Source organism: Streptomyces sp. NPDC033174 (assembly GCF_055577795.1).
In genome coordinates this window covers 70,986-92,035 of the sequence record NZ_JBVIPQ010000016.1, presented here as the reverse complement: position 1 = coordinate 92,035, position 21,050 = coordinate 70,986, and the positions used below count along the sequence as shown (strand labels likewise).

The window sequence follows — 21,050 nt, the reverse complement described above, 5'->3', positions numbered from 1 at the left end:
TCCGGTGGTGCGCAGGCTCGCTCACTCGACCAGTTCCAGGAACGGGACGATCGCATCGAGGAAGTGCTCATTCCGGTCGCCGGCCACCATGTGCCCCGCGCCGGCCACGTCGACGCGTCGCGCCTGGGGAACCCTGTCGCAGAACTGCTCGGCGACGTCTTCGCGTACCACGTCGCTGATTCCGCCGCGGACGAGGAGGATCGGCACGTCGGCGTGGCGCGCGGCGTCGAGGAGACGCTCTGCCATGCCGGGCGGGTCCATCCGGCCCTCGAAGCTGTCCAGCATCCGGGGGTCCCAGTGCCACACCCAGCGGTCGCCGTGGCGCCGCAAGTTGGTCCGTATTCCCTCGGGGTCGGACGGACGCGGGCGGTGCGGCAGGTGGGCGGACACCGCCGAGGCCGCTTCCTCCTCGTCGGTGAATCCGTCCGGATGGCGGCGCATGAACGCGACGATCCGGCGAAACCCGCGGGGATCCGGTCGATGGGCGACGTCGACGAGCACCAGGGCGCGGATCGCCGCCTCCGGTGCCTCTCCGGCGGCGAGCAGCGAACCCAGACCTCCGAGCGAGGCACCGATGAGCACCGGCCGGCCGCCGAGCTCGGCGACGATCGCCCGGACGTCCTCGGCGAACAGGTCCAGGGCGTAGTCCCCATCGGCCGACCATGCGCTGCTGCCGTGCCCACGCAGGTCCGGGGCGATGACCCTCCACCCCAACGCGGCCAGCCGAGGGCCGGTCCGGTCCCAGGCGTGCCGCGTCTGTCCGCCGCCGTGCAGCAGGACGAGAGGGGGAGAGGAGGCCTCGCCCCACACGTCCGCCGCGAGCCGGATCCCGCCGTGACCCGCGAAGCTCCGGGGCCGTGGCAGTGCGCCGGCCGTCATACTGTGCCCCGGTTTCGCAGCGGCGCCAGCAGCTGGTCGCGGTAGGGATCCGCAGCCGCCGCGGCGAGCGCGACGTCCAGTGCGAACAGGGCACGCGCGAGGAACCGGTCGTCATCGATCTGGGCGGCGACCCACTGATGCAGCGCGCCCACACATGAGGCGCTGACCATGGCGGCCAGCGCGTCAGTCTCGACGTCGGCGCGCAGGAGGCCTTGTGCCCGTGCGTCCGCCATCGCCCGGCGGAGCTGGACGAGTGGACCGCGGCCGAGTACGAGGCCGCTCTCCTCCCAGCCGCGCACCATGCGACGGGACACGACGGGGTCGCGGACGAAAAGCTGGACGGTCGACCTGACGACCTCCCGCGGGTCACCGGCTCCCAGCGCCGCCAGGCGGCCCTCGAGTTCGTCCATGAACCCGTCGGCGAGGGCCTCCCAGATCTTCTCGCGCGGTCCGATCAGGTTGTACACGGTGGCCGGGGAGACCTCCGCCCGCTCGGCGATCCGCTCGGTACTGATCACTGAATCCGGGCTCTCCCGCAGGAGTTCACGCGTTGCGTCGAGGATCCGGAACCGTCTCCGGGCCTTGTGCTGCTCGCGCAGCCCCTCTCCGGCTGTCTGCGCGCGCACTTTCTGCATGCGAACTCCCCTCCATCAAAATTAGAGACGCTTCTAAATTTAGAGGTGCCTCCAGATGGCGTCGGGCAAACCTCGCGCACGGGGGCCTTCCGATGCCGGCGGGTGAGGACGCCGATGCCCCGGCTCGCTCCCATGACCACTGCCACCCGCCCCGGCCCGTTCTGGCGGTACCTGGACATCACCGCCGACGATCTCATTGCCTTGCCGGAGGCGGCGTAGGCGGTCATCGCCTGCCGCCCGGTCCACCAGCCGATGGACGGCAAGCCGGCCTTCAGCGACCGCGTCCGCGAGCTGTTGGCCCCCGGCGGGACGTTCTGGATGGTCACCGCCCTCCTGCGCGAGGGCATCGACCCCCTCCAGGACCTCCGGATCACCCCCCGGTCGGGTGGCGTCCCCCGTTCGCGCTGTCGAGAAGCACCGGTGGCCGGGAGGAGGCGTGCTGTGCTGCGTACACGGCCGGACGGCCGTCGGCGGGCTTGGCCGGAGTCGTGGGGCTCGTCCGCCGCCAGAGAAGGAGGACTGATGTCTCGTTACCAGGACAACCGGCGAGCCGGACGCACCGTCAGGGCGCTGCTGTGCGCGGTGTCCCTGTGCCAGGCGGTTTCGCTCAGCGTTGCCACCGCCCACGCGGCGACCCACACGTCCCGACCGCACGTCGACTGGGACACCATCGCCCAGTGCGAGTCCAGCGGCAACTGGCGCGCCAACACAGGCAACGGGCACTACGGCGGTCTGCAGTTCACTCGCTCGAGCTGGAAGGCCGCGGGCGGTCGCCGGTACGCGGCCCGAGCGGACCTGGCCTCGAAATCGGAGCAGATCGCCACGGCCAGGAGATTGGCTTCGATCCAGGGCATGGGCGCTTGGACGTGCGCCCGCCGATAGAAATCAGGAGCGTGGCCCCGGCACGGCCACTCGGCCGGTCCCGATGGCGTACGCCCTCCGGGGCGGCACGCCGTCGGGACCCGGAACCGCGGTCCGGCATCCTTCACCCGTGGCGGGCCGCGGTGTGCCCTGCCCTGGCAGGCGGGTTCCGGCCGCGAGCTTTCGGGGCCATGCACCTTCGACGGACGACGGCCAAAGGCTCGACCGCGTCCTGGCCGTACCGGACGGCCGGAACCTTCGGTCAGCTGCCGGATGCGACCGCTGGTACGGGGATCGGTGCGTGCTGGTGCTGTCGGCCAACAGGTGATCCAGGTGCTGACTGTCGACCGATCTCACCCATGACCTGCTCCCGCGCTTCCGGTGGCCGGTATGCGAAGCCCTCGCTCACGACGCCAGGAGCAGGGGCTGGCAGTACGTGGTGCCGGCGATCGGGGCACGCGCCTGTGCCCTTCCCGTGGGGAGCCGGGAAGGGACGGCGCGGCCACGCCCACGCGTGCGACGCAGGGCGGGGCCATTGAGGGTCGCCCCGGCGTGGGGCGGCGGGGAGGCCGTGCGAACAGCCTGCCACCAGGCGCCCCGCAGGCAACAGGGGTGTGCAGAAAAAGAACCATGGGCATATGTCCGGGCTGCGTTGTGCGGCGATGACGGGCCGAGAGGGGCGGTCCTCGTCTCGTCTAGAGTGATCGTCGTGACGGGGTATCTCGGGGGTCCACTCGACCGCGACTCGGTGGTGGCGTTCATTCGTGAGCACGGGGACGGAGTGCTCTCGACGCTCGGCCCCGACGGCTCCCCGCAGTCGGCGTACCTCACCTTGGCGGTCACGGACCGGGGGGAACTCGTCCTCGACGCTCGGGAGGCGTCACGCAAGGTGGCCAACCTGCGCCGGGACGGCCGAGTGGCCGTGGTCGTCGGCGGCCGAGACGGCGTGACGCTGCAGGCCGAAGGGTTGGCAGACGTTCCCGCCGGGGACGAGCGGCAACGCTGCGCCGACGCATACCGGGATGCCTTCCCCCGGTTCGCATCGTCCCTCCGGGATCCCGCGATCGCCGTCGTCCGGGTAAGAATCGCGTGGGCGCGTCTCGGCGACTTCCGCTCACCGACTGCGGTTCTGCGGGAAACATCCGGCCCCTGGTGAACCGCGTCCACGACCCGGACCGCCCTCCGCGCCCACGAGGACGCGGTTGCGCGCGTGGAACTCGCCCATGCCCACCGCTTCGGACAAGAGGTGTCCTGCGAGACTGGCCTACCAGCACCTGAGCCGCCTCTGTTCCCCGCGCACGCGGGGACTGGTGGACCCGCCCCATGTCCTGGCCTGGACACCTGCGCGAGGGGGCGGAGGCCTTCGAAGCCCACGCCACGCGCTGCGTCTGCCCGCCGGGTGTCGTCGTCTCCGGCTCCAGGTGACGGCGGCGCCCTGCTGCCTCCGGCCGCTCTCACCGACCTCTGGCCGCGCACACGGGTGTGCCCCGGTTTCGGGTCAAGGCCCTGACCCTGCTCGCTGAGCCGTGGGCCTAGACGTCGCCGTCCGGGGCGGATGTCCGGTCCGTGCGGCGGAAGGCGGCCCGGTAGGCGCTCGGGCGGTGGCCGGTGTGGCGGGTGAAGAGGGCGGCGAAGGTGCCGGGGTCCTGGTACCCGACGGCGGCGGCGACGGCGGCGACGGTGCGGTCGGTGGTCTCCAGAAGATGGCGGGCGCGGCGGACCCGGGAGACCTGCAGATGGGCCAGCGGGCTGCGTCCGGTTTCCTCGGCGAAGCGGCGCAGCAGCGTGCGAGTGCTGACCCGGAAGGCGTCCGCGAGCGCGGTGAGGTCGTACCGTTCGGCGAGGTTCTGGTCGAGCCGGCGCATGACCCGCTGGGAGAACTCCCGGCCGGGCTGGGGAAGGAGCTGCGGGTCGACGTACGGGGTCTGAGAGGTCCGCGCGTCGTCGACGAGCGCCACCCGGGCGGTGGTCCGGGCCACCCGGGCGCCGTTGTGCCGACGGATCAGGTCCAGCGCGAAGTCGTACATGGCGGTGAAGGCGGCCGTGGTCGTCACCCCTGTGTCGGTGACGACCAGGTGCTCGGGCCGCACGTCGGCGTCCGGGCAGCGCCTGGCCAGTTCGCCGGCGTGCAGCCATGAGGTGGTGGCCCGGCGCCGGTCGAGGAGCCCCGCCTCGCCGAGCAGAAACGCGCCGACGCAGAGGGAGACGACGGCGGTGCCGGCGGCGGCCTGCGCGCGGATCGCCGCGATCTCGGGGGCGAGCCGGGCGAATTGCGCGTCGAGGTCCGTGTCCGGACGCAGTTCGAAGCCGGGCACCACGAGGGCGTCGACCTCGCGCAAGGGGCGCACGTCCAGGCTCGCGCCGCCCGAGGCGGTGACCCGGCGGCGCGGCGAGACGACCGACACCCGGTAGCCGGGTGCGTCCGGGCCGGCGACGTGCCCGGCCATCGTCAACAGGTCGGGGACGCCGAACACTTCGGACGCGAAGCAGCCCGGGTACGCCAGGACCCCGACCCGCAGCGCACCCGGCCCGGCGCCCTGACCCCCACCGTGCTGCGCCTGCCGCGCCGCCTCCGCCATCGCTCTCGTACCCCCTGGTGTCCCCGGCCCCGTGTCGCCACCGCGTACCGCTCGCCTCCCTGGCGTGTGGCGAGATTACCCCTGGCCCTGGCGATCCCGCCCCTCACCCGGCGGCCGGTGCCCGGACCAGGCTGGTCCCATGAGCGACGACGATCCGATCACCGACTTCACCCGCCGGAGCGTGGCCGTGGAGGGGGTGAAGAAGACGGTGTACGTGGCCGGGGCCGGGCCCGCGGTCGTGGTGCTGCCCGAGATGCCGGGCATCAGTCCCGACGTCCTGCGCCTCGCGCGCTGGGTGCGGGACGCGGGCTTCACCGTCCATGTGCCCTCCCTGTTCGGGACGGACGGCGCCTTTCCCACCGTCGAGGGCGGCCGGGAGGTCGTCCGCCGCGCCTGCGTCAGCGCGGAGTTCCGCGCCTTCGCCGGGGGAGGCACCAGCCCCGTGACGGTCTGGCTGCGCGGCCTGGCGCGCCAAGCCCACACCGCGTGCGGCGGGCCCGGCGTGGGCGCGATCGGCCTGTGCTTCACCGGCAATTTCGCCCTCACCATGGCCCTGGAGCCGGCGGTGATCGCCCCGGTGGTCAACCACCCGTCGCTGCCGCTCGACGACCCCGGCGGACTCGAACTCGACGCGGCGGACGCGCGCGCGGTGCGCGACCGGCTCGACCGCGACGGGCTCACCGTCCTCGCCTACCGCTTCGAGGGCGACCGCTGGTGCACGGGGCAGCGTTTCGCCGCCTACCGCGCGCTGCTCGGCGACGCCTTCGACGGGCGCGTCCTCCCGGCCGGCGCCGCCAACCCGGCGCCGCCGCCCTTCTTCGCCGACCTGGTCGGCACTCCGCACAGCGTCGTCACCGCCCATTTCGTCGACGAGGCCGGCCATCCCACGGTCCAGGCCCGTGACGAGATCCTCGCCTTCCTCACCGACCGTCTGTGTGCGGGGGACTGACTGCGATCTCTCGGTTCGGCGGCAGTGGAGTGAGAGACAGCGGTTCGACGCCTTCCTTGAAGACAGCGTCGAAGGAGGCTGGGTTCAGGGCCTGGCGGACGGCCGTGGTGATGCGGTCGACGTCGCCGCGTTCTGCGGTGGGAAGCGGTAGGCCGACGGCCTCGCGTGCCGCGGCCGCCGTACCGAGCAGTCGGGCGGCTGTTTCATGGTCACCTGTGAGGGCGTGGGCGCCGGCGAGGCCTTCGAGGGCGCGTGCGAGCGCCCGCCGGTCGCCCGTGCGTCGGGCGTAGGCCAGCCCTTCCTGGTGCAACGTCAGTGCGGTGTGGGCTTCACCCCGCTGTTCGGCGATGAACCCCAGTTCGGCCAGGATGAACGCTACTCCGAGGTCGCCTTCCCACCGGCGGCACCAGTCGAGCCACACGCGCAGATGGGTTTCGGCGTCGTCCAGCCTGCCTTGGCGCCGCGCCACCAGGGCCAGGCCGACTTCGGCGAATTCCTCGCCGCGCTGGTAGGAATGCGCGGCCGCGAGGCACTTGGCACGTACGTGGAAGCTTGCGGCACGGTCGAGGTCGCCGGTGAGCAGCGCGGTTCGTCCCAGCCGTGCCAGCATCGTGGAGGCCTCGTTCCACAGTTTCAGTTGTTCGGCCAGCCGGAGCCCTTCCCGGCGCAGGTGTGCTGCCGCGTCGTAGTCGCCGGTGAACTCGGCCAAGTCACCGAGGGTGACGTTCGCCCGCAACTCGCCCCATGCGTCGCCGAGTTCGCGAAACAGCATGCCGGAGTGCTCCGCGTCGGCACGCGCGATGTCCGGCTTCCCCCGGTACAGGGCGACCTCGGCGCGGACGGAGAGCGCGGCAGCCGTTCCCCAGCGGTCCTCCAGGGTCCGAAATTCGGCATGGGCCTGGTCGGCGAGGTCGAATGTCGCCTCCGGGTTGCCGAACCCGGCCTTGCACAACGCGACGAACCAACGGGCCCGGGCCCGTCCGGCGGGATCGTCACCCTGGTCGTGGAGCTCGAGCACGGGCTGGCTCTCGTCGTCGGGGGCGTCGAGGAGCAGCAGCGACATGCCTGCCCGCCACGCGCGGGCCGATGTCCTCAGCCTGGGGTCGCCCCCGATCGACAGGGCGAGGTCGAGTGAGCGTCGGGCTTCGGCGAAGCGGCCGCGCAGGAACCAGAACCAGGCGGTCGCGTTCGCCAGCCGAAGTGCCGCGTCCGCGCTGTCTCTATGGACGGCGTACGCGAGGGCGGCGCGCAGATTGGCCGTCTCGGCGTCCATGCGTTCCAGCCAGAACTGCTGCTGATGGGCCCGCAACCGGGGGTCGGCATGTTCGGCGAGGTCGACGTAGTAGGTGAGGTGGCGGTCGCGCACGCGCTGTTCGTCCCCGGACTCCACGAGCCGCTCCAGGCTGTAGGCCGCGACCGATTCCAGCAGCCGGTACCGGCCGTCGCGATGGACGACAAGGGAACGGTCGACCAGCCGGCCGAGCAGACCGAGGACGTCCTCGGTCCGCACGCCCTCGCCCGCGCACACCGCCTCGGCGGCCCGCAGATCGCAGCCCTCCGCCGGCACGGCCAGGCGGCGAAGCACGACCTGCTCGGTCTCGGTGAGCAGCCCCCAGCTCCAGTCGATCGTCGCGCGCAGCGTGCGCTGCCGCGCCGGTACTCCGCGCACGTTCGCCGCGAGAATCCGGAATCGGTCGTCGAGGCGGTCGGCGAGGTCTCCCACGTGCATGACACGTACCCGGGCGGCTGCCATCTCCAGCGCGAGCGGGATTCCGTCCAGGCGCCGGCAGATCACCGCTACGGCTTCCGCGTTGTCGGGTTCCAGGGCGAAGCCGGGGACGGCGGCTGCGGCACGGGCGACGAACAGCCGTACGGCATTCGACTCCTCCGGCCGGTCGGCGTCCGCTTCGGGCAGGTCCAGTGGAGGGACGGGCCAGGAGTGTTCACCGGTGACCGACAGTGGTTCCTGGCTGGTGGCCAGGATGCGCAGTCCGGGCGCGGCGCGGAGCAGCCGCGCGGCCAGTTCGGCGACCGGCTCCACGACGTGCTCGCAGTTGTCGAGCACGAGCAGCATGCGCCGACCCGCGACCGCATCGGTGAGCCGGTCGGCCAGAGGCCGGGCCGCGGCGTGGACGTCGTCCCGCAGTTCGAGCACCGCCGCGACGGCCTCCTGTATGTCGGCGCCGGTGCGTGCGGCGGCGAGCTCCACCAGCCAGGCGCCGTCCGGAAGATCCTCGGCTCGACCCGCCGCGATCTCCAGCGCCAGCCGGGTCTTGCCGACCCCGCCGATTCCGGTCAGGGTCACCAGCCGCTCGGATTCCAGCAGGCCGCCGATCCGACGCACCTCCTCGGTGCGGCCGATCAATTCGGTGAGCGTAGCGGGAAGGTTGCCGCGCGGCCGCAATGCCGGAATCCTGTCGGGGGCCAGGGCGGCATCCTGCCGCACGATCGCCTGGTGCAGTTCGGCCAGCTCGCGGCCGGGGTCGAGGCCGAGGTCGTCGCGGAGCCGGTCGCGGAGTTCACCGAGGCTTGCCAGCGCCGAATCCTGCCGGCCCGACCGGTACAGGGCCCGAACATGAGCGGACCGCAGACCCTCGTGCAGTGGATACGCCGCGACCATCTCCCCCAACTCGGCTGCCAGCAGCCCGTGCTCGCCCAGCTCCAGACGCGCCTCGGCAAGCTCTGCGAGGGCGACCAGTCGCTGTTCTTCGAGCCGCCGGACCTCGGTCTGGACGAACTGCTCGTCCGCGCAATCGGCGAAGGCCGACGGCCCCCGCCACAGCGCCAGCGCCTCGGTGAGCAGCTTGGCCTTCGCGCGCGGGTCGCCGGTGAGCGTCTGAGACCGCATCAGGAGCGCTTCAAAACGCCCCACGTCGACCGCGTCGCCGTCCACGCGGAGCAGATATCCCGGCGGCCTGGACGCCACCAGTTCACGGCAGCCCGGCTCGGCGTCCTCCAGGGTCCGCCGCAACAGCGACACCTTGGACCGCAACGTGCGGACGTCGTTGACCGGGGGAGAGTCGCCCCACAGGTCGTCGATCAGCCGATCCACCGGGACGACCTGCCCCCGCCGCACCAGAAGAGCGGTGAGCAGCGTACGGATCCTGGTCTCACGCACCCGAACGCGCCGCCCGCCCGCCGTCCACACCTCCAGCGGACCCAGCACCCCGAAACGCATACGGCCACGGTACCCGCACCCCAGGCCACAACCTTTCCGGAGACGGAGCGGAACCTCCCTCGCGCAGAGTCGTCCCATGAACAACGAACCTGTCACCGTCATCGGGCTGGGGCTGATGGGCAAGGCCCTCGCCACCGCCTTCCTCAAGGCCGGCCACCCGACAACCGTCTGGAACCGCACGCCGGCCAAGGCGGAGGACCTGGCGGCCGGGGGAGCCGTCGTCGCTCCCACCGTCGGCGACGCCCTCCGGGCGAGCTCATTGATCGTCGTCTGCCTGACCGACTTCGCCGCCGTCCGCGACACGGTCGGCCCGCACCGGGTCGAACTGGCCGGCCGCACCCTGGTCAACCTGACCTCCGGCACCTCCGGCGAGGCCCGGGAAACCGCCGCGTGGGCAAGTGACTACCTGGACGGCGCGATCATGGCCGTCCCCGAAGTGATCGGCCGCCCCGAGGCGTTCTTGCTGTTCAGCGGATCATCCGGCGCGTTCGACAACCACGAGGACACCCTCAAGCGCCTGGGCAACGCGGTCTTCTTCGGCGAGGATCCAGGCTTGGCCTCCCTGTACGACGTGGCGCTGCTCGGCGTGATGTGGGGCACGCTGAACGCGTTCCTGCACGGGGCCGCCCTGTTGGGCGCCGCCGGGGTCGACGCGTCCGCCTTCGCACCGTTCGCCAACCAGTGGCTCTCCAGCGTGACCGGGTTCGTCAGCGCGTACGCAGAACAGATCGACCGCGGCGCCTACCCGGCAGAGGACGCAGCACTCGAAACCCATCTGGCCACGATGAAGTACCTGGTACGCGAGAGTGCAGCCGCCGGCATCGACACCGAATGGCCCGCTCGCATCCAGGCCCTGGCCGAACGCGCCCTCGACGCCGGCCACACCGGCGCCGGTTACGCCAGCCTCATTGAGGTTTTCCGAGGCAAGGCGTAACCGACGCCGGCGCCCACACCCGCCGGTGACGGGGAACGTGGCAGCCTCGTGCTGATGGTGCTCGCGGAAGGCCCGGTGGTTGGGTTCGTCGCGATGCCCACAGCGCGGGTGTACGGCAGAAGGGCCCGGATCCTGGGGATCCGGGCCCTTCCGGGTAGTAGCGGGGACAGGATTTGAACCTGCGACCTCTGGGTTATGAGCCCAGCGAGCTACCGAGCTGCTCCACCCCGCGTCGGTGAACCCCACCTTACGGCATGGCCGGACCGCCCCTTGACCAGCCTCGAACTGCGATCCGGGGTGAACTGAGCCGTACCTGACTGGCGCATCGTCGGGAACCCGCGCGTCGGCCAATGCCTAGAGCAGGCTGAGTGCCTGCATTGCGTCGCGTTCGATGCGCGCGAGCTCGTGGAGGATGGAGCCGGCCTGCATGAGGTTCTCCGCATCGCCGGATTCGCCTGCTGTCGCGACGAGTGCGGCCACCTGTGTCCAGAGGGTGGAGGCCTCGGTATACAGGCCGTGGCCAGTGCGCAGGCGGCTGCTGTCGATCAGCTGGGCACACTCGCCGAGGAAGTCCCGGTAGAGATTGCGGAACAGGGCGCCGCCGGTGCCGGCCCTCTCCATGAGGGCGGCGGCCCGTGGCAGGTCCTCCCGCGGATTGTCACTGCGCTGCAGCCACTTCGGCACTTGCTTGGCCGTCTTCTCGATGCCCCGGTGGCCGAGGTTCGCGATGGGCGGGTTCAGAAAGGCGTCGGCGCAGGTCTTGATCGCGGGGATGATCCGGTCCTGCGGTGATGTCAGCCTGCTGGGCGCGGTGATGGTGAAGGAGCGGTGCTTGGCGGTCATGGGGCCGCGCTCGGCCCTGGCCCTGGCCAGGCCGGCGAGACTGGTCGAGACGGCTCCGCCCTGAGGGTCGGTGTCCACCAGGTAGGCGTCCTGTTCGTCGTAGCCGTACATGGCCACGACGTGCCCGCCGAAGTGCACCTTGGTGCTGAAGTAGTCCAGGTGGTAGCTGTCGAGCTGAAGGCCGACCGGTCGACCGGCGTCGATGGGTGCCGCCACGTTCTGCCATGCCTTGCGCGGAGAGGTGGTCTCCCGGATCACCAGCTCCAGCCCGAGGGCGGCGGTCAGGTTCCTGGTGAGCTCGAACGGCTTGACCCGACCTCCCAGGAAGGGAAAACCCATGGCTTTGCTGTCCCAGTAGATGAAGGACAGCCCGGAGCCGAGTCCGAACAGCATGGGCTCGGACAACTCGAGTCCCTCATGCCGCAGCAGTACGCCCAACGCAGTCGTCTCGCAGTGCTGCATGCCGCGGGCATCGATGTCTTTCACCATGGCCATGCCGCTCATTCTCCTCCCTCACCCGACAACAACGCTGCAGATGGGCGCGCCGGACCGCCGCGTCCCGGGCGCATGTCTCGACCGCGGGCCCCATCACCGGGCCGGGCTCCGCCGGGCCCGTACGCGCGGGAAGACCGGCGTGGCCGGCGCGCTCCGACTCCCAGCTGTGGCGCGTCCCGCTGCCGCCGGAGGACGCGCCGGGCAGCGGTCCGACGCCGCCGGGCGGGGACCTCAAGGTGACCAACCCCGGTAGCCAGACGTGCAAGTTCAACCGGAGCTGCGCCCTCCGGATCACCGCCACCGGCGGCAAGGCGCCACTGAAGTACTCGGCCATCGAACTGCCCTTCGGCCTCGCCATCGACAACACCGCCTGAAGGATCACCGGTAAGGCGCCGCGCCGTGGCAGGTCGTCACCCTCCAGGTCACTGCCACGGCCACCGGCTCCGCCCAGGCATCCGCCACCACCACCTTCCCCCTCCCCTTCAACTGGTTCTGAGCCACGTCCGGTTCCGGTCCGCGACCGGTTTCGAAACCGCCTCGACCGTCCCCTTCACCCCCGTCCTCGCGCACGTTCTCGATCTCGTGGCGACCAGGTCCGAACAAGACGGCTCCGGCGCACGTACTGGACGTACAAGCAAGCCGGAACGGACGCGATGACGGACGAAGGACGGACGAGATGACCTCAACCACCAGAAGCGGGCGGATTTCGCGGGGGCGCGGGAGTGTCGCCCGGCTCGTCTGTGGTGCGCTGGCCGCCGGGGCGCTTGCAGCCGTCGGCGTGGGCGCGCTGGGGCCGCAGACGGCGACCGCATCCAGCCACCGGGAGGCGCCCCTGATCTCGGGGCAACCACAGTTCGACACCACGGACGTGTACGCGTTCGTCAGCCCCGACCATCCCGACTCGACGACGCTGGTGGCGAACTGGCTGCCGTTCCAGGAGCCGGCGGGAGGCCCGAACTTCTACACGTTCGCCACCGACGCGCGCTACGACATCCACGTCGACAGCGACGGTGACGCCCAGGACGACCTGGTGTACCGGTTCACGTTCACGGACCACCGCAAGAACGAACGCACCTTCCTCTACAACACCGGCGTGGTGGAAAGCCTGGACGACCCGGACCTCAACTTCACCCAGAGCTACGACATCGAGCTGCTGCGGATGAAGCACGACAAGGTCGTCTCCCAGCATCCGCTCGCCAAGCATCTGCCGGTCGCGCCGTCCAACGTCGGCAAGGCGTCGATGCCCAACTACCAGGCGCTGCGCGACCAGGCGGTACGGAAGGTCCCCGGCGGGCTCAAGGCGTTCGCCGGTCAGGCCGACGATCCGTTCTTCCTCGACCTGCGCGTGTTCGACCTGCTGTACGGCGGGGACCTGTCGGAGGTCGGCAACGACACGCTCAAGGGCTACAACGTCAACACCATCGCGCTCCAGGTGCCGAGCTCCTACCTGCGGGAGTCGGCGGAGCAACCGGTCGTCGGCATCTACGCGACCACCGAGCGCAGGAACGCCGCCGGTGACTGGGCGCGGGTGTCGCGGCTGGGCATGCCGCTGGTCAACGAGGTCGTCAACCCGGTGAAGGACAAGGACAAGTTCAACGCCTCCTCCCCCCAGGGCGACGGGGACTTCCTGAAGAACGTCACCGAACCCGAGCTGCCGAAGCTCATCGAGGGGATCTACAAGATCAAGGCTCCGGCGGAGCCTCGGGACGATCTCACCTCGGTGTTCCTGACCGGTGTCAAGGACCTCAACCAGCCGCCGAACGTCAAGGCGTCGGAGATGCTGCGCCTCAACACCTCCATCAAGCCCGTCGCGGAGCCGAAGCGACTGGGTGTGCTGGATGGTGACAACGCCGGTTTCCCCAATGGACGCCGCCTCACGGACGACGTGCTGGACATCGCGCTTCAGGTCGTCGAGGGCGAGCTCGTCGGTGCGAAGAACGACCTCGGCGACGGGGTCGACGCCAACGACAAGGAGTTCGGCCACAGCTTCCCGTACGTCGCCCTGCCCGCGGCGGGGTCCGACGGCAAGGCGGCGGGGGCGTCCACCAAGGCGGACGCCGCGGGGCTGACCGGAGGGATGTCCTCGATCACCGCGTCGTGGGACGAGAACACGGTGATGCTCGTCTCGGCGGCGACGGGGGCGATGGGTGTGCTGCTGGCCGGTCTCGGCCTGGGGTGGTGGCGTGCCCGCCGCAGCCCCGGGCGCCGCTCCTGGCTCGGCTGACGCGCGGGCCCCTCGGCCTCTGATGACCGGCCCGGTCGCGCCTGTTCCCTCGCGGACGCGACCGGGCCACAGCCACCCGGGGGGTCCCCTGGAAGTCCCCGGAAGTCCCCGGAAGTCCCCGGAACACACGCGGAAGAACAAGGAAGGTCGAGATTCGATGCGCGTACGGAAGCCACTGGTCGCGCGATGGCGTGAGCGAGGCCGGGCGCCGGGCCGGGCGCCGGGGAGCGGGCCGGAGCCGGGGACACGGGGCGGGGCAGGGCGGTGGCGGGGCGCGGCGATCGTGGCCCTGGCGGTCGGGCTCACCGCCACCTCGGTGGCGTTCGGGGCGGGCGGTGACCCGGACCCGGCGAAGCGGACCGCCCCCGCCCGCGCGGCGGTCGTCCCCGTGGAGCGGCTGACGGCAGGGGATCTCGCCCGGGGCGTCGACGCCCTGCAGCAGCACCTCAAGGCCCAGCCCAAGGACGCCACCGCGTGGGCGACGCTGGGCGCGGTCTATGTCGAGCAGGCGCGGACCAGTGGTGATCCGACCCGGTATCCGCAGGCGGAGAAGGCGTTCGGGCGCTCGCTGAAGCTGCGACCGTCCGGCGAGAACGACGCGGCACTCGCCGGGCGGGCGGCGCTCGCCGCCGCACGGCACGACTTCACGGCGGCGTTGGGCGCGGCGGATCTGGCGCTGCGCGTCAACCCGTACAGCGAGCGGGCCCTGTGCGTCCGGGTGGACGCCCTCGTCGAACTCGGCCGGTACGACGAGGCACGGCGGGCGGTCGAGCTCGCCGACCTGCGGCGTCCCGGCGTCCCGGTCTTCACCCGGTACGCCTACGTGCTGGAGCTGCGGGGTGATGTGAAGGGGGCGCGGCGGGTGCTGCTGCGCGCGCTGGACACCGCGTTCAGCTCCGCCGACGTGGCGTACGTCGCCACCGCGCTGGGTCAACTCTCCTGGAGTCAGGGGCAGTTCCGTCAGGCCGTCGAGCACTACGCGTCCGCGCTGCGGGCCGAACCGCAGTACGTGCCGGCGCTGGAGGGCCGCGGCCGCGCCCTTGCCGCGCTCGGCGAGACGAAACGCGGACTGGGCGATCTCGAGGAGGCAGTCCGGCGCTACCCGTTGCCGGGGCAGCTCGCCGCCCTCGCCGAACTGTACGAGGCGGGCGGCCGGCGCAAGGAGGCCGAGGAACAGTACGCCCTCGTACGGACATGGACCCGGCTGGCCCGCGTCCAGGGCGTCGCCACCGATCTGGAGTCCGCGCTCATCGAGGCCGACCACGGGGACCCCGCGGGGGCGTTGACGGCGGCGCGCGCCGAGTGGGCCCGCCGCCGGAGCGTCCACACGGCGGACGCGCTCGCCTGGGCACTTCACGCGAACGGCAAGGACGAGGAGGCGCTGACGTACGCGAAGAAGGCGACGGCCGCGTCGCCCGGCTATCGGAACGCCTCATTCCTTTTCCATCGGGGCATGATCGAGCGCGCCGTCGGCGACACCGCGACCGCGCGACGCGACCTGCGGGCCGCGCTCGATCTGAACCCGGGCTTCTCACCCACCGGAGCCCGTGAGGCCACCACCGCACTGTCCGCACTACCGGCGCCGTCCGCGCTCCGGGGGGATTCGTGAACCGCCGTACCGCAGCTTCCGCTCTCGCCACACTGGTGACGGGTACGGCCCTGGTGCTCCTCCCCGTCCAGGATGCGGAGGCACACCCGCTGGGGAACTTCACCGTCAACCAGTACGACGGTCTCGTCGTCGCTCCCGGCAAGCTGAGCGTGGACCACGTGGAGGACCTGGCGGAGATCCCGGCCGCCCAGGAACGGGCCCGGATCGACACCGACGGGGACGAGCGGCTCGGCTCTGCCGAATTGTCGGCCTGGGCCCGGACGCGGTGCGACGCGGCCGCGCGGGGCGCCAGGCTGCTCACCGACGGAGGGAAGGCGGCCCCCCTCTCCGCGGGGGCCGCGCAGGCGCAGGCGCAGGCGGGGCAGGCCGGCTTGCAGACCCTTCGGGTGACCTGCGATCTGACGGCGCCGCTGCCGGGCGACGAGCCGATACGGCTCTCCTACCGCCCGGCGCCTGTCGCGACCGGTGCGGGCTGGCGGGAGATCACCGCACGGGGCGACCGGATGACGCTCTCCGGGGCGGACGTCCCCGGCGACTCCGCGTCCCGGCGGCTGACCGCGTACCCGGACGATCTGCTCTCCTCCCCGCCCGACGTCCGCTCGGCGGGCTTCGCCGCCCGCGCCGGAGGGCCGTCGCTGGACGGGAGCCGGCAGGAGGGGAACGCTCTGCCCACGGCGGGCGTGCTGCCGCGCGGGGCGGACCGCTGGGCGCAGGCGCTCACCGGGCTGGTGTCCCGGCACGAACTGACCTTCGGCTTCGCGGTCCTCGCGCTCGGCGCGTCCTTGCTGCTGGGCGCCCTGCACGCGCTTGCCCCGGGCCACGGCAAGACGATGATGGCGGCCGCCGCCGCCGCGGGCGGCCGGAGTTCGCTGCGCGACATGCTGACCCTCGGGGCTTCGGTGACCCTCACCCACACCCTAGGCGTCTTCGCCCTGGGCGCCCTGATCACCGCCGGATCGGCGGCGGCACCCAGCGTGGTGTCCTGGTTGGGCATCGCGAGCGGCACCCTGGTCACCGTCGCGGGCGGGCTGCTACTGCGCCGAGCGTGGCGCCGGCGGACACACGAACCCCACCAGCACCAGCACCAGCACGACCACGGGCACGAACGCGTCGAGGTACGGGTGCCGGTCCTCGCTGCCGCGCACCGCAGCGAGCACGGCGGCCCCGGCCCCGGCCCGGGCCCTGAACACGTACAGGTACACGTGCCCGGCGCTGAGGAGCCGGGAGACCACGGACAAGACCACGACCACGACCACGGCCATGCGCACAGCCACGACCACGACCACGGCCATGCGCACAGCCACGACCACGGACACGGCCATGCGCACAGCCACGGACACGGACACGGCCATGCGCACAGCCACGGACACGGCCACAGCCATCTGCCTCCCGCCCCCGGCCTGCGCGGCGTCGTCCTCCTCGGGCTGGCCGGCGGCCTGGTCCCGAGCCCTTCCGCCGTCGTCGTGCTGATCGGCGCGGCCGCCCTGGGCCAGGCGTGGTTCGGCTTCCTGCTGGTGGTGGCCTACGGAGCCGGGCTGGCGCTCACGCTCGCGGCGGCCGGGTTCGCGGTGGTGCGACTGCGGGAGACCACCGCCCGGAGGCTGGCGCGCCGGCCGCAGGGCCGGCTCTTCTCCCTGGCCCACCGGCTGGCACCGCTCGGCACCGCCGCCGTCGTCTTCACGCTGGGGTGCGGGCTGCTGCTGAAGGGTATGGCGACGGCCCTCGGCTGAGGGCCGGTTCCTTCGGCCGAGGGCGGCTCAGGCCCCCTCGGCCGAGGGTCAGCTCCAGTTGGGCGAGTACTCGCGGCGGTACCTTCTCCGCTCCTGGACCGACCGGACCCAGCCCAAGGCCGTCAGCACGAGCAGGCTCACACCGAAGACCAGCAGGCCCGGCGTGAGGGTGCGCATGCCGATGAACCCGGCCGGCGCCGGTGGCCGGTTCGCCGGTCCCGGCGCGGCGACGGCACCCGCGGCACCGGCGCTCCCCGCCGCCCCGGGCTGCGAGGCCGTGCCCGTACCGTCCCCCGTGGCGGTGGTGGCGCCGGTCAGGGTCACTCCGAGGGACGTCATCGCGGTGGTGGCCGGCTGGAAGTAGGTGATACCGCCGGTGGTGCAGTCGCCGTTGCCGCCCGACGTCACCCCGAGAGCCAGACCGTCCGCGAACAACGGCCCCCCGCTGTCCCCCGGTTCGGAGCAGACCGTCGTCTCGATGAGACCGGTCACCGTACCCTCGCGGTAGTTCACCGTCGCGTTCACGGCGGTCACCCGCCCGGAGCGCACCCCCGTCGTGCTGCCGCTGCGGAACACCCGCTGGCCGACGACGGGATCGGCGGCGGCGGTGATGCGTACGCCCTTGCCTCCGCCGACGCCCACGACGTTCACGGCACCCGAGGCGTCGCCGTTGGGGGCGCGGCCGCCGGCGTCGGCGTATTCGACGAGGGAGAAGTCTCCGCCGGGGAAGCTGCCGGCCACGGTCGTGCCGAGTGGAGTGGTGCCCCTCGCATCCTGGAACCAGGTGGTTCCACGGGGCCCGCAGTGTCCTGCCGTCAGGACGAAGGCGCGCTGTCCGTCGGTGACGTTGAAGCCGGCGGAGCAGCGTCCGTTGCGGGCGAAGATCGGGTCGGCTCCGTTGAGCCGGGTGGAGAAGGAACTCTCGGTCCGCCGCATCCGCACGAAGCCGCCGATCCGTTCGGCGAGGTCGGACAGGCGTGACCAGTCCGCGGCGGAGACGGTGCTGTCGGCCTGCACCACGACCCTGTTGGAGGCGTAGTCCACGGACCACGCGGTGCCTGGTACCCGGGGCGCCGCCGCGAGCGCCTCGGTGGCCGACCGGAGGCGGCCCAGACTGTGGTCGACGACCTCGGCACGCGCGCCAGCGCGGTCGACCTCGGCCGCCGCGTCCGCGTCGGTCACCGCGACGACGGGCCGTCCGTCGGCACCGATCCAGGTGCCCGCGGTACGCGAGGGGCCGAGCCGCTCCACCAGACGCGCGCCCAGCACGGTCGGCGCGTCCGACGTGGACCGTCCGGACGGCTCGGACTGTCCTGGTGGCTCGGACTGTCCGGACGGATTGGATTTTCCGGACGGATCGGAGCGGCCGGGTGGGGCGGCCGTGCCGCCTCCGGCCGACGGGGCGCCGGGCGGTTCGTCCGCCATCGCGCTGGTCATCATCAGCCCGCCGCAGAGCAGCCCGCCGACGGCCGCCAGTCGCGCGGTCCTGTGCAGGCCGCGTCGTATGTGCCTCATCCCGTCACCCCCAAGAGCCGTTCCGAGACGGCGTCACGCACGCAAGGCGCCGCGGGAGCGGTGCCGTATCTCCATACGTGGGGTCGTGGCGGCCTGTTCACCCGGCTGCGCCCCGGCTGCTCGCTCCGGCCGGGCACTCGCGGGAACCGGTCGTGACGGAGATGTATCCGCCTTGGGGAGAAAACGAGTGACCTACCGCCGCTTGATCTGGTCGCCCTGCCAGTCGTGGGCCACCCATGCCCGGCCGGTGCCGAGCTCGACGCCACCCCTGACCGCAAGGGGATCCGTGAAGGCGTACGGGTTCCGGGGGAACCCCGCGGAGGACCAGGAGCGGCCGGCTGAGTGGCTGGCCGCTGAGCTGTGGCCTGGGGAGCTGTCACGGGATCGGCCGGCGGCAGCGGTCACCAGCTGATGCTGGCCGCCACCGGCAGATGGTCGCTGTCGGTGGCCGGCAGTACCCACGAGCGCTTCGGCTCCACGTCCCTGACCAGGATCCGACGGGTTCGTAGATTCCTGGAGCACTCTCGGAAGGCACCCGAGGGACTTCGAGGCTGAACACTCCACCTGGCCGTTGGGTCTTGCGTCCGTTCACGGCCTGAGGAGCGTGTCCGTCACCGTGTCGAGGTACTCGGGGTCGGTGGGGACGGTGTCCGGGACCGCGTGAGCAAGTTGGGCGTGGCCGAGGTAGCTGGTGTAGGCGAGGAAGCCGCGTCGGCGGGCCTCCGGCGGGGGGAAGCCGAGGAGTTCGAAGAGGTGGGCGAGGTAGCCGACCCGGCGCTCGGTGACGCGGGCGAGGGCCGCCGCCACCTCGGGGTGGTCGCCGGCGGCGAGCAGGCGCACCTCCAGGGGGTCCTCGGCGACCGAGGCGGTGGCCCCGCGCAGGAGGGCGGCGAGGCGGGCCGCGGGTTCGGCTTCGGCGGCCTCCATGGCCTGGATGATCCGCTCGGTGGACAGCTCCTCCCAGCGGGCGAGGGCCGCCGCGACGAGCGCGTCCCGGTTGGTGAAGTGCCAGTAGAAGCTGCCCTTGGTGGTGCCCAGGCGGGCCGCGAGCGGTTCCACCGCGACTCCGGCGACGCCGCGCTCCCCGAGTGCGGCCAGGGCGGCGTCCGCCCAGTCGTCGGCGGTGAGGCGCTTGCGGGCGGCGCCCCGTCGGGAGGAGCGGCCGTTCTGAGGGTCCCCGTGCTCGTGCATGTTTCCATACGGTACCGTACGGTGAACATACGCTCCCGTATGGAGGTGCGGTTATGCGCGGTGCGCGCACGGTACGCAACGTCCACCAGAGGATCGTCGAGGCCCCGGCCGAGACCGTCGGAACCCTCGTCGACCGGCTCTCCGCGCCGGACGACCCCCTCTTCCCCACCCCGCTGTGGCCCGCGATGGTCCTCGACCGCCCCCTCGGCGTCGGCGCCGACGGCGGCCACGGGCGGGTTCGCTACCGGGTGACCGCGTACGAACCGGGGCGCTCCGTCCGGTTCGACACCACCGACACCGACCTCGGCGAGGGCTTTCACCAGCTCGACGTCGAACCCCTCGGGCCCGACCGGTGCCGGATCGAGCACGTCCTCGAACTGACCATGGGTGCACGGGCGTTCGCGCTGTGGAAGCTGGCGATCCAGCCCGTGCACGACACGATGGTCGAGGAGATCCTCGACAATGCCGAGCGGGCCGCCCTCGGCACCCTGCCCCACCCGCCGGCCCGCCGGAGTCCCCGCGCGTTGCTCGCCAACCGCCTCTTCTGGGTCCGGCCGACCGCCGTCCCCGTCCCCGACTCGGCCCGCCTGCTCCACGAGGCCGTCGAGCGGCCCGACTTCACCGACGCCTGGCGCATGCCGCTGGCCCCCGGCATGGACCGCGAACCGGAGGCGTGGCGGCACGTGCTGCCCTTCCCCGTGCGGGGCACCGCGGACGGCGAGCTGATGGTCGGCGAGGACGCCTCCCACCTGGACTTCCGCACCTCGCTCGTGATCGACGACGACTCCGTGACCCTGGCCACCGCCGTACGGCTGCACAACACCCGCGGCCGGCTCTACTTCGCGTTGGCGCGCCGCGTCCACCCGTACGGGGCCCGCCTGATGCTCTGGCGGGCGCACCGCCAGGTCGCATACGCGGCCCGGCCCGCCGGGGAGCGGAACCGGGCGCCGGTGCGCCACCCCCAGTAGGCCGTTCCCCTCGGATTTTGCTGACCGGATGAAGAGGGCGGCGAGGGGGGCCTTGATGGTCAGTCCGCCGCAGGACCGCCCGAGGGCATGGTCGTGCGGCTCGCCGGCCGGGGTCCCTCGCGAAGGAGCCCCGGCGGCGTGCTGGCGGGCACCGACGATCATGGCAACGGCTCGATACGCGTCCACTGCGTGTCGGCCGACGACGCACATCACCAGTGCTCGGATTGATCCGATGAAACGGCCTAGTCGCGTGCGCGGTTGCGGCGGCGGTACTCCTCCGTCGGGACGCCGCCGACGCCCCAGTTCTCCAGGTCGACTTCGTCGATGAGGACGAAGGTGGTGGCGGGGTCCTTGTCGAGGATCCTGACCAGCAGGTCGGTCACGCCGGCGACGATCTCGGCCTTCTGGGAGGCGGTGGCGCCTTCGCGGGTGATCTTGACGTTGACGTACGGCATGGTGA

17 protein-coding genes and 1 tRNA gene are annotated in these 21,050 nt (G+C 72.1%); 9 read left to right on the top strand and 9 right to left on the bottom strand.

Translation table 11 applies throughout. From position 1 onward, the window contains the following. Positions 1-21: 21 nt before the first annotated feature. Positions 22-879 (bottom strand): alpha/beta fold hydrolase, encoded by an 858-nt coding sequence (locus ACZ5VC_RS32745; RefSeq protein WP_469123595.1) that lies wholly within the window; start codon positions 877-879, stop codon positions 22-24. Further along, a complete protein-coding gene (locus ACZ5VC_RS32740; RefSeq protein ID WP_469123594.1) occupies positions 876-1,514 on the bottom strand; it encodes a TetR/AcrR family transcriptional regulator in 639 nt (212 codons plus the stop codon). The genes ACZ5VC_RS32745 and ACZ5VC_RS32740 overlap by 4 nt, the downstream gene beginning before the upstream one ends. Positions 1,515-2,036: 522 nt before the next feature. Here ACZ5VC_RS32740 and ACZ5VC_RS32735 point away from each other — a divergent pair. Continuing rightward, on the top strand, positions 2,037-2,396 hold the full coding sequence (locus ACZ5VC_RS32735) for a transglycosylase family protein (protein WP_469123593.1): 360 nt from the start codon (positions 2,037-2,039) through the stop codon (positions 2,394-2,396). 688 nt (positions 2,397-3,084) lie between these two features. Then, positions 3,085-3,531 (top strand): pyridoxamine 5'-phosphate oxidase family protein, encoded by a 447-nt coding sequence (locus ACZ5VC_RS32730; protein WP_469123592.1) that lies wholly within the window; start codon positions 3,085-3,087, stop codon positions 3,529-3,531. Between the two features lie 376 nt (positions 3,532-3,907). Here ACZ5VC_RS32730 and ACZ5VC_RS32725 read toward each other — a convergent pair whose 3' ends face one another. Next, entirely contained in the window at positions 3,908-4,954 is a 1,047-nt protein-coding gene (locus ACZ5VC_RS32725) for a GlxA family transcriptional regulator (protein WP_469123591.1), read from the bottom strand. A gap of 139 nt (positions 4,955-5,093) precedes the next feature. Between ACZ5VC_RS32725 and ACZ5VC_RS32720 the strand changes: the two genes are divergently transcribed. Continuing rightward, positions 5,094-5,903: a dienelactone hydrolase family protein gene (locus tag ACZ5VC_RS32720; RefSeq protein ID WP_469123590.1), complete on the top strand. Its 810-nt coding sequence runs from the start codon at positions 5,094-5,096 to the stop codon at positions 5,901-5,903. Here ACZ5VC_RS32720 and ACZ5VC_RS32715 read toward each other — a convergent pair. Further along, positions 5,875-9,081: an AfsR/SARP family transcriptional regulator gene (locus ACZ5VC_RS32715; RefSeq protein ID WP_469123589.1), complete on the bottom strand. Its 3,207-nt coding sequence runs from the start codon at positions 9,079-9,081 to the stop codon at positions 5,875-5,877. The two genes, ACZ5VC_RS32720 and ACZ5VC_RS32715, sit on opposite strands and share 29 nt — an antisense overlap. Before the next feature lie 76 nt (positions 9,082-9,157). Between ACZ5VC_RS32715 and ACZ5VC_RS32710 the strand changes: the two genes are divergently transcribed. Then, entirely contained in the window at positions 9,158-10,015 is an 858-nt protein-coding gene (locus ACZ5VC_RS32710; protein ID WP_469123588.1) for an NAD(P)-dependent oxidoreductase, read from the top strand. A 158-nt stretch (positions 10,016-10,173) separates the two neighbouring features. Here ACZ5VC_RS32710 and ACZ5VC_RS32705 read toward each other — a convergent pair. Together ACZ5VC_RS32705 and ACZ5VC_RS32700 are read right to left on the bottom strand one after the other, a co-directional pair. Next, positions 10,174-10,247, bottom strand: a tRNA-Met gene (locus ACZ5VC_RS32705). Positions 10,248-10,369: 122 nt separating this feature from the next. After that, positions 10,370-11,353 carry a BtrH N-terminal domain-containing protein gene (locus ACZ5VC_RS32700; protein ID WP_469123587.1) on the bottom strand — a complete coding sequence of 328 codons (984 nt, stop codon included), beginning with the start codon at positions 11,351-11,353 and terminating at the stop codon, positions 10,370-10,372. Between the two features lie 236 nt (positions 11,354-11,589). On the opposite strand from ACZ5VC_RS32700, the gene ACZ5VC_RS32695 reads away from it, so the two are divergent. From ACZ5VC_RS32695 to ACZ5VC_RS32680, 4 genes are all read left to right on the top strand, one after another. Beyond that, on the top strand, positions 11,590-11,727 hold the full coding sequence (locus ACZ5VC_RS32695; RefSeq protein ID WP_469123586.1) for a hypothetical protein: 138 nt from the start codon (positions 11,590-11,592) through the stop codon (positions 11,725-11,727). A 302-nt stretch (positions 11,728-12,029) separates the two neighbouring features. Next, the gene (locus ACZ5VC_RS32690; protein WP_469123585.1) at positions 12,030-13,577 is read left to right on the top strand and encodes a DUF4331 domain-containing protein; all 1,548 of its coding nucleotides are present in this window, start codon (positions 12,030-12,032) and stop codon (positions 13,575-13,577) included. A 283-nt stretch (positions 13,578-13,860) separates the two neighbouring features. Next, the gene (locus ACZ5VC_RS32685; RefSeq protein ID WP_469123584.1) at positions 13,861-15,186 is read left to right on the top strand and encodes a tetratricopeptide repeat protein; all 1,326 of its coding nucleotides are present in this window, start codon (positions 13,861-13,863) and stop codon (positions 15,184-15,186) included. After that, entirely contained in the window at positions 15,183-16,916 is a 1,734-nt protein-coding gene (locus ACZ5VC_RS32680; RefSeq protein ID WP_469123583.1) for a nickel transporter, read from the top strand. Before ACZ5VC_RS32685 ends, ACZ5VC_RS32680 begins: the two co-directional genes overlap by 4 nt. A 48-nt stretch (positions 16,917-16,964) precedes the next feature. On the opposite strand, the gene ACZ5VC_RS32675 is transcribed toward ACZ5VC_RS32680, so the two are convergent. Both ACZ5VC_RS32675 and ACZ5VC_RS32670 read right to left on the bottom strand, forming a co-directional pair. Continuing rightward, entirely contained in the window at positions 16,965-18,431 is a 1,467-nt protein-coding gene (locus ACZ5VC_RS32675; RefSeq protein ID WP_469123582.1) for a S1 family peptidase, read from the bottom strand. Between the two features lie 588 nt (positions 18,432-19,019). Continuing rightward, on the bottom strand, positions 19,020-19,622 hold the full coding sequence (locus ACZ5VC_RS32670) for a TetR/AcrR family transcriptional regulator (protein WP_469123581.1): 603 nt from the start codon (positions 19,620-19,622) through the stop codon (positions 19,020-19,022). Between the two features lie 53 nt (positions 19,623-19,675). Between ACZ5VC_RS32670 and ACZ5VC_RS32665 the strand changes: the two genes are divergently transcribed. Further along, positions 19,676-20,590, top strand: a complete 915-nt coding sequence (locus tag ACZ5VC_RS32665; protein WP_469123580.1) for a DUF2867 domain-containing protein — start codon at positions 19,676-19,678, stop codon at positions 20,588-20,590. A 242-nt stretch (positions 20,591-20,832) separates the two neighbouring features. On the opposite strand, the gene ACZ5VC_RS32660 is transcribed toward ACZ5VC_RS32665, so the two are convergent. Beyond that, on the bottom strand, positions 20,833-21,045 hold the full coding sequence (locus ACZ5VC_RS32660) for a tautomerase family protein (protein ID WP_469123579.1): 213 nt from the start codon (positions 21,043-21,045) through the stop codon (positions 20,833-20,835). Positions 21,046-21,050 lie beyond the last annotated feature (5 nt).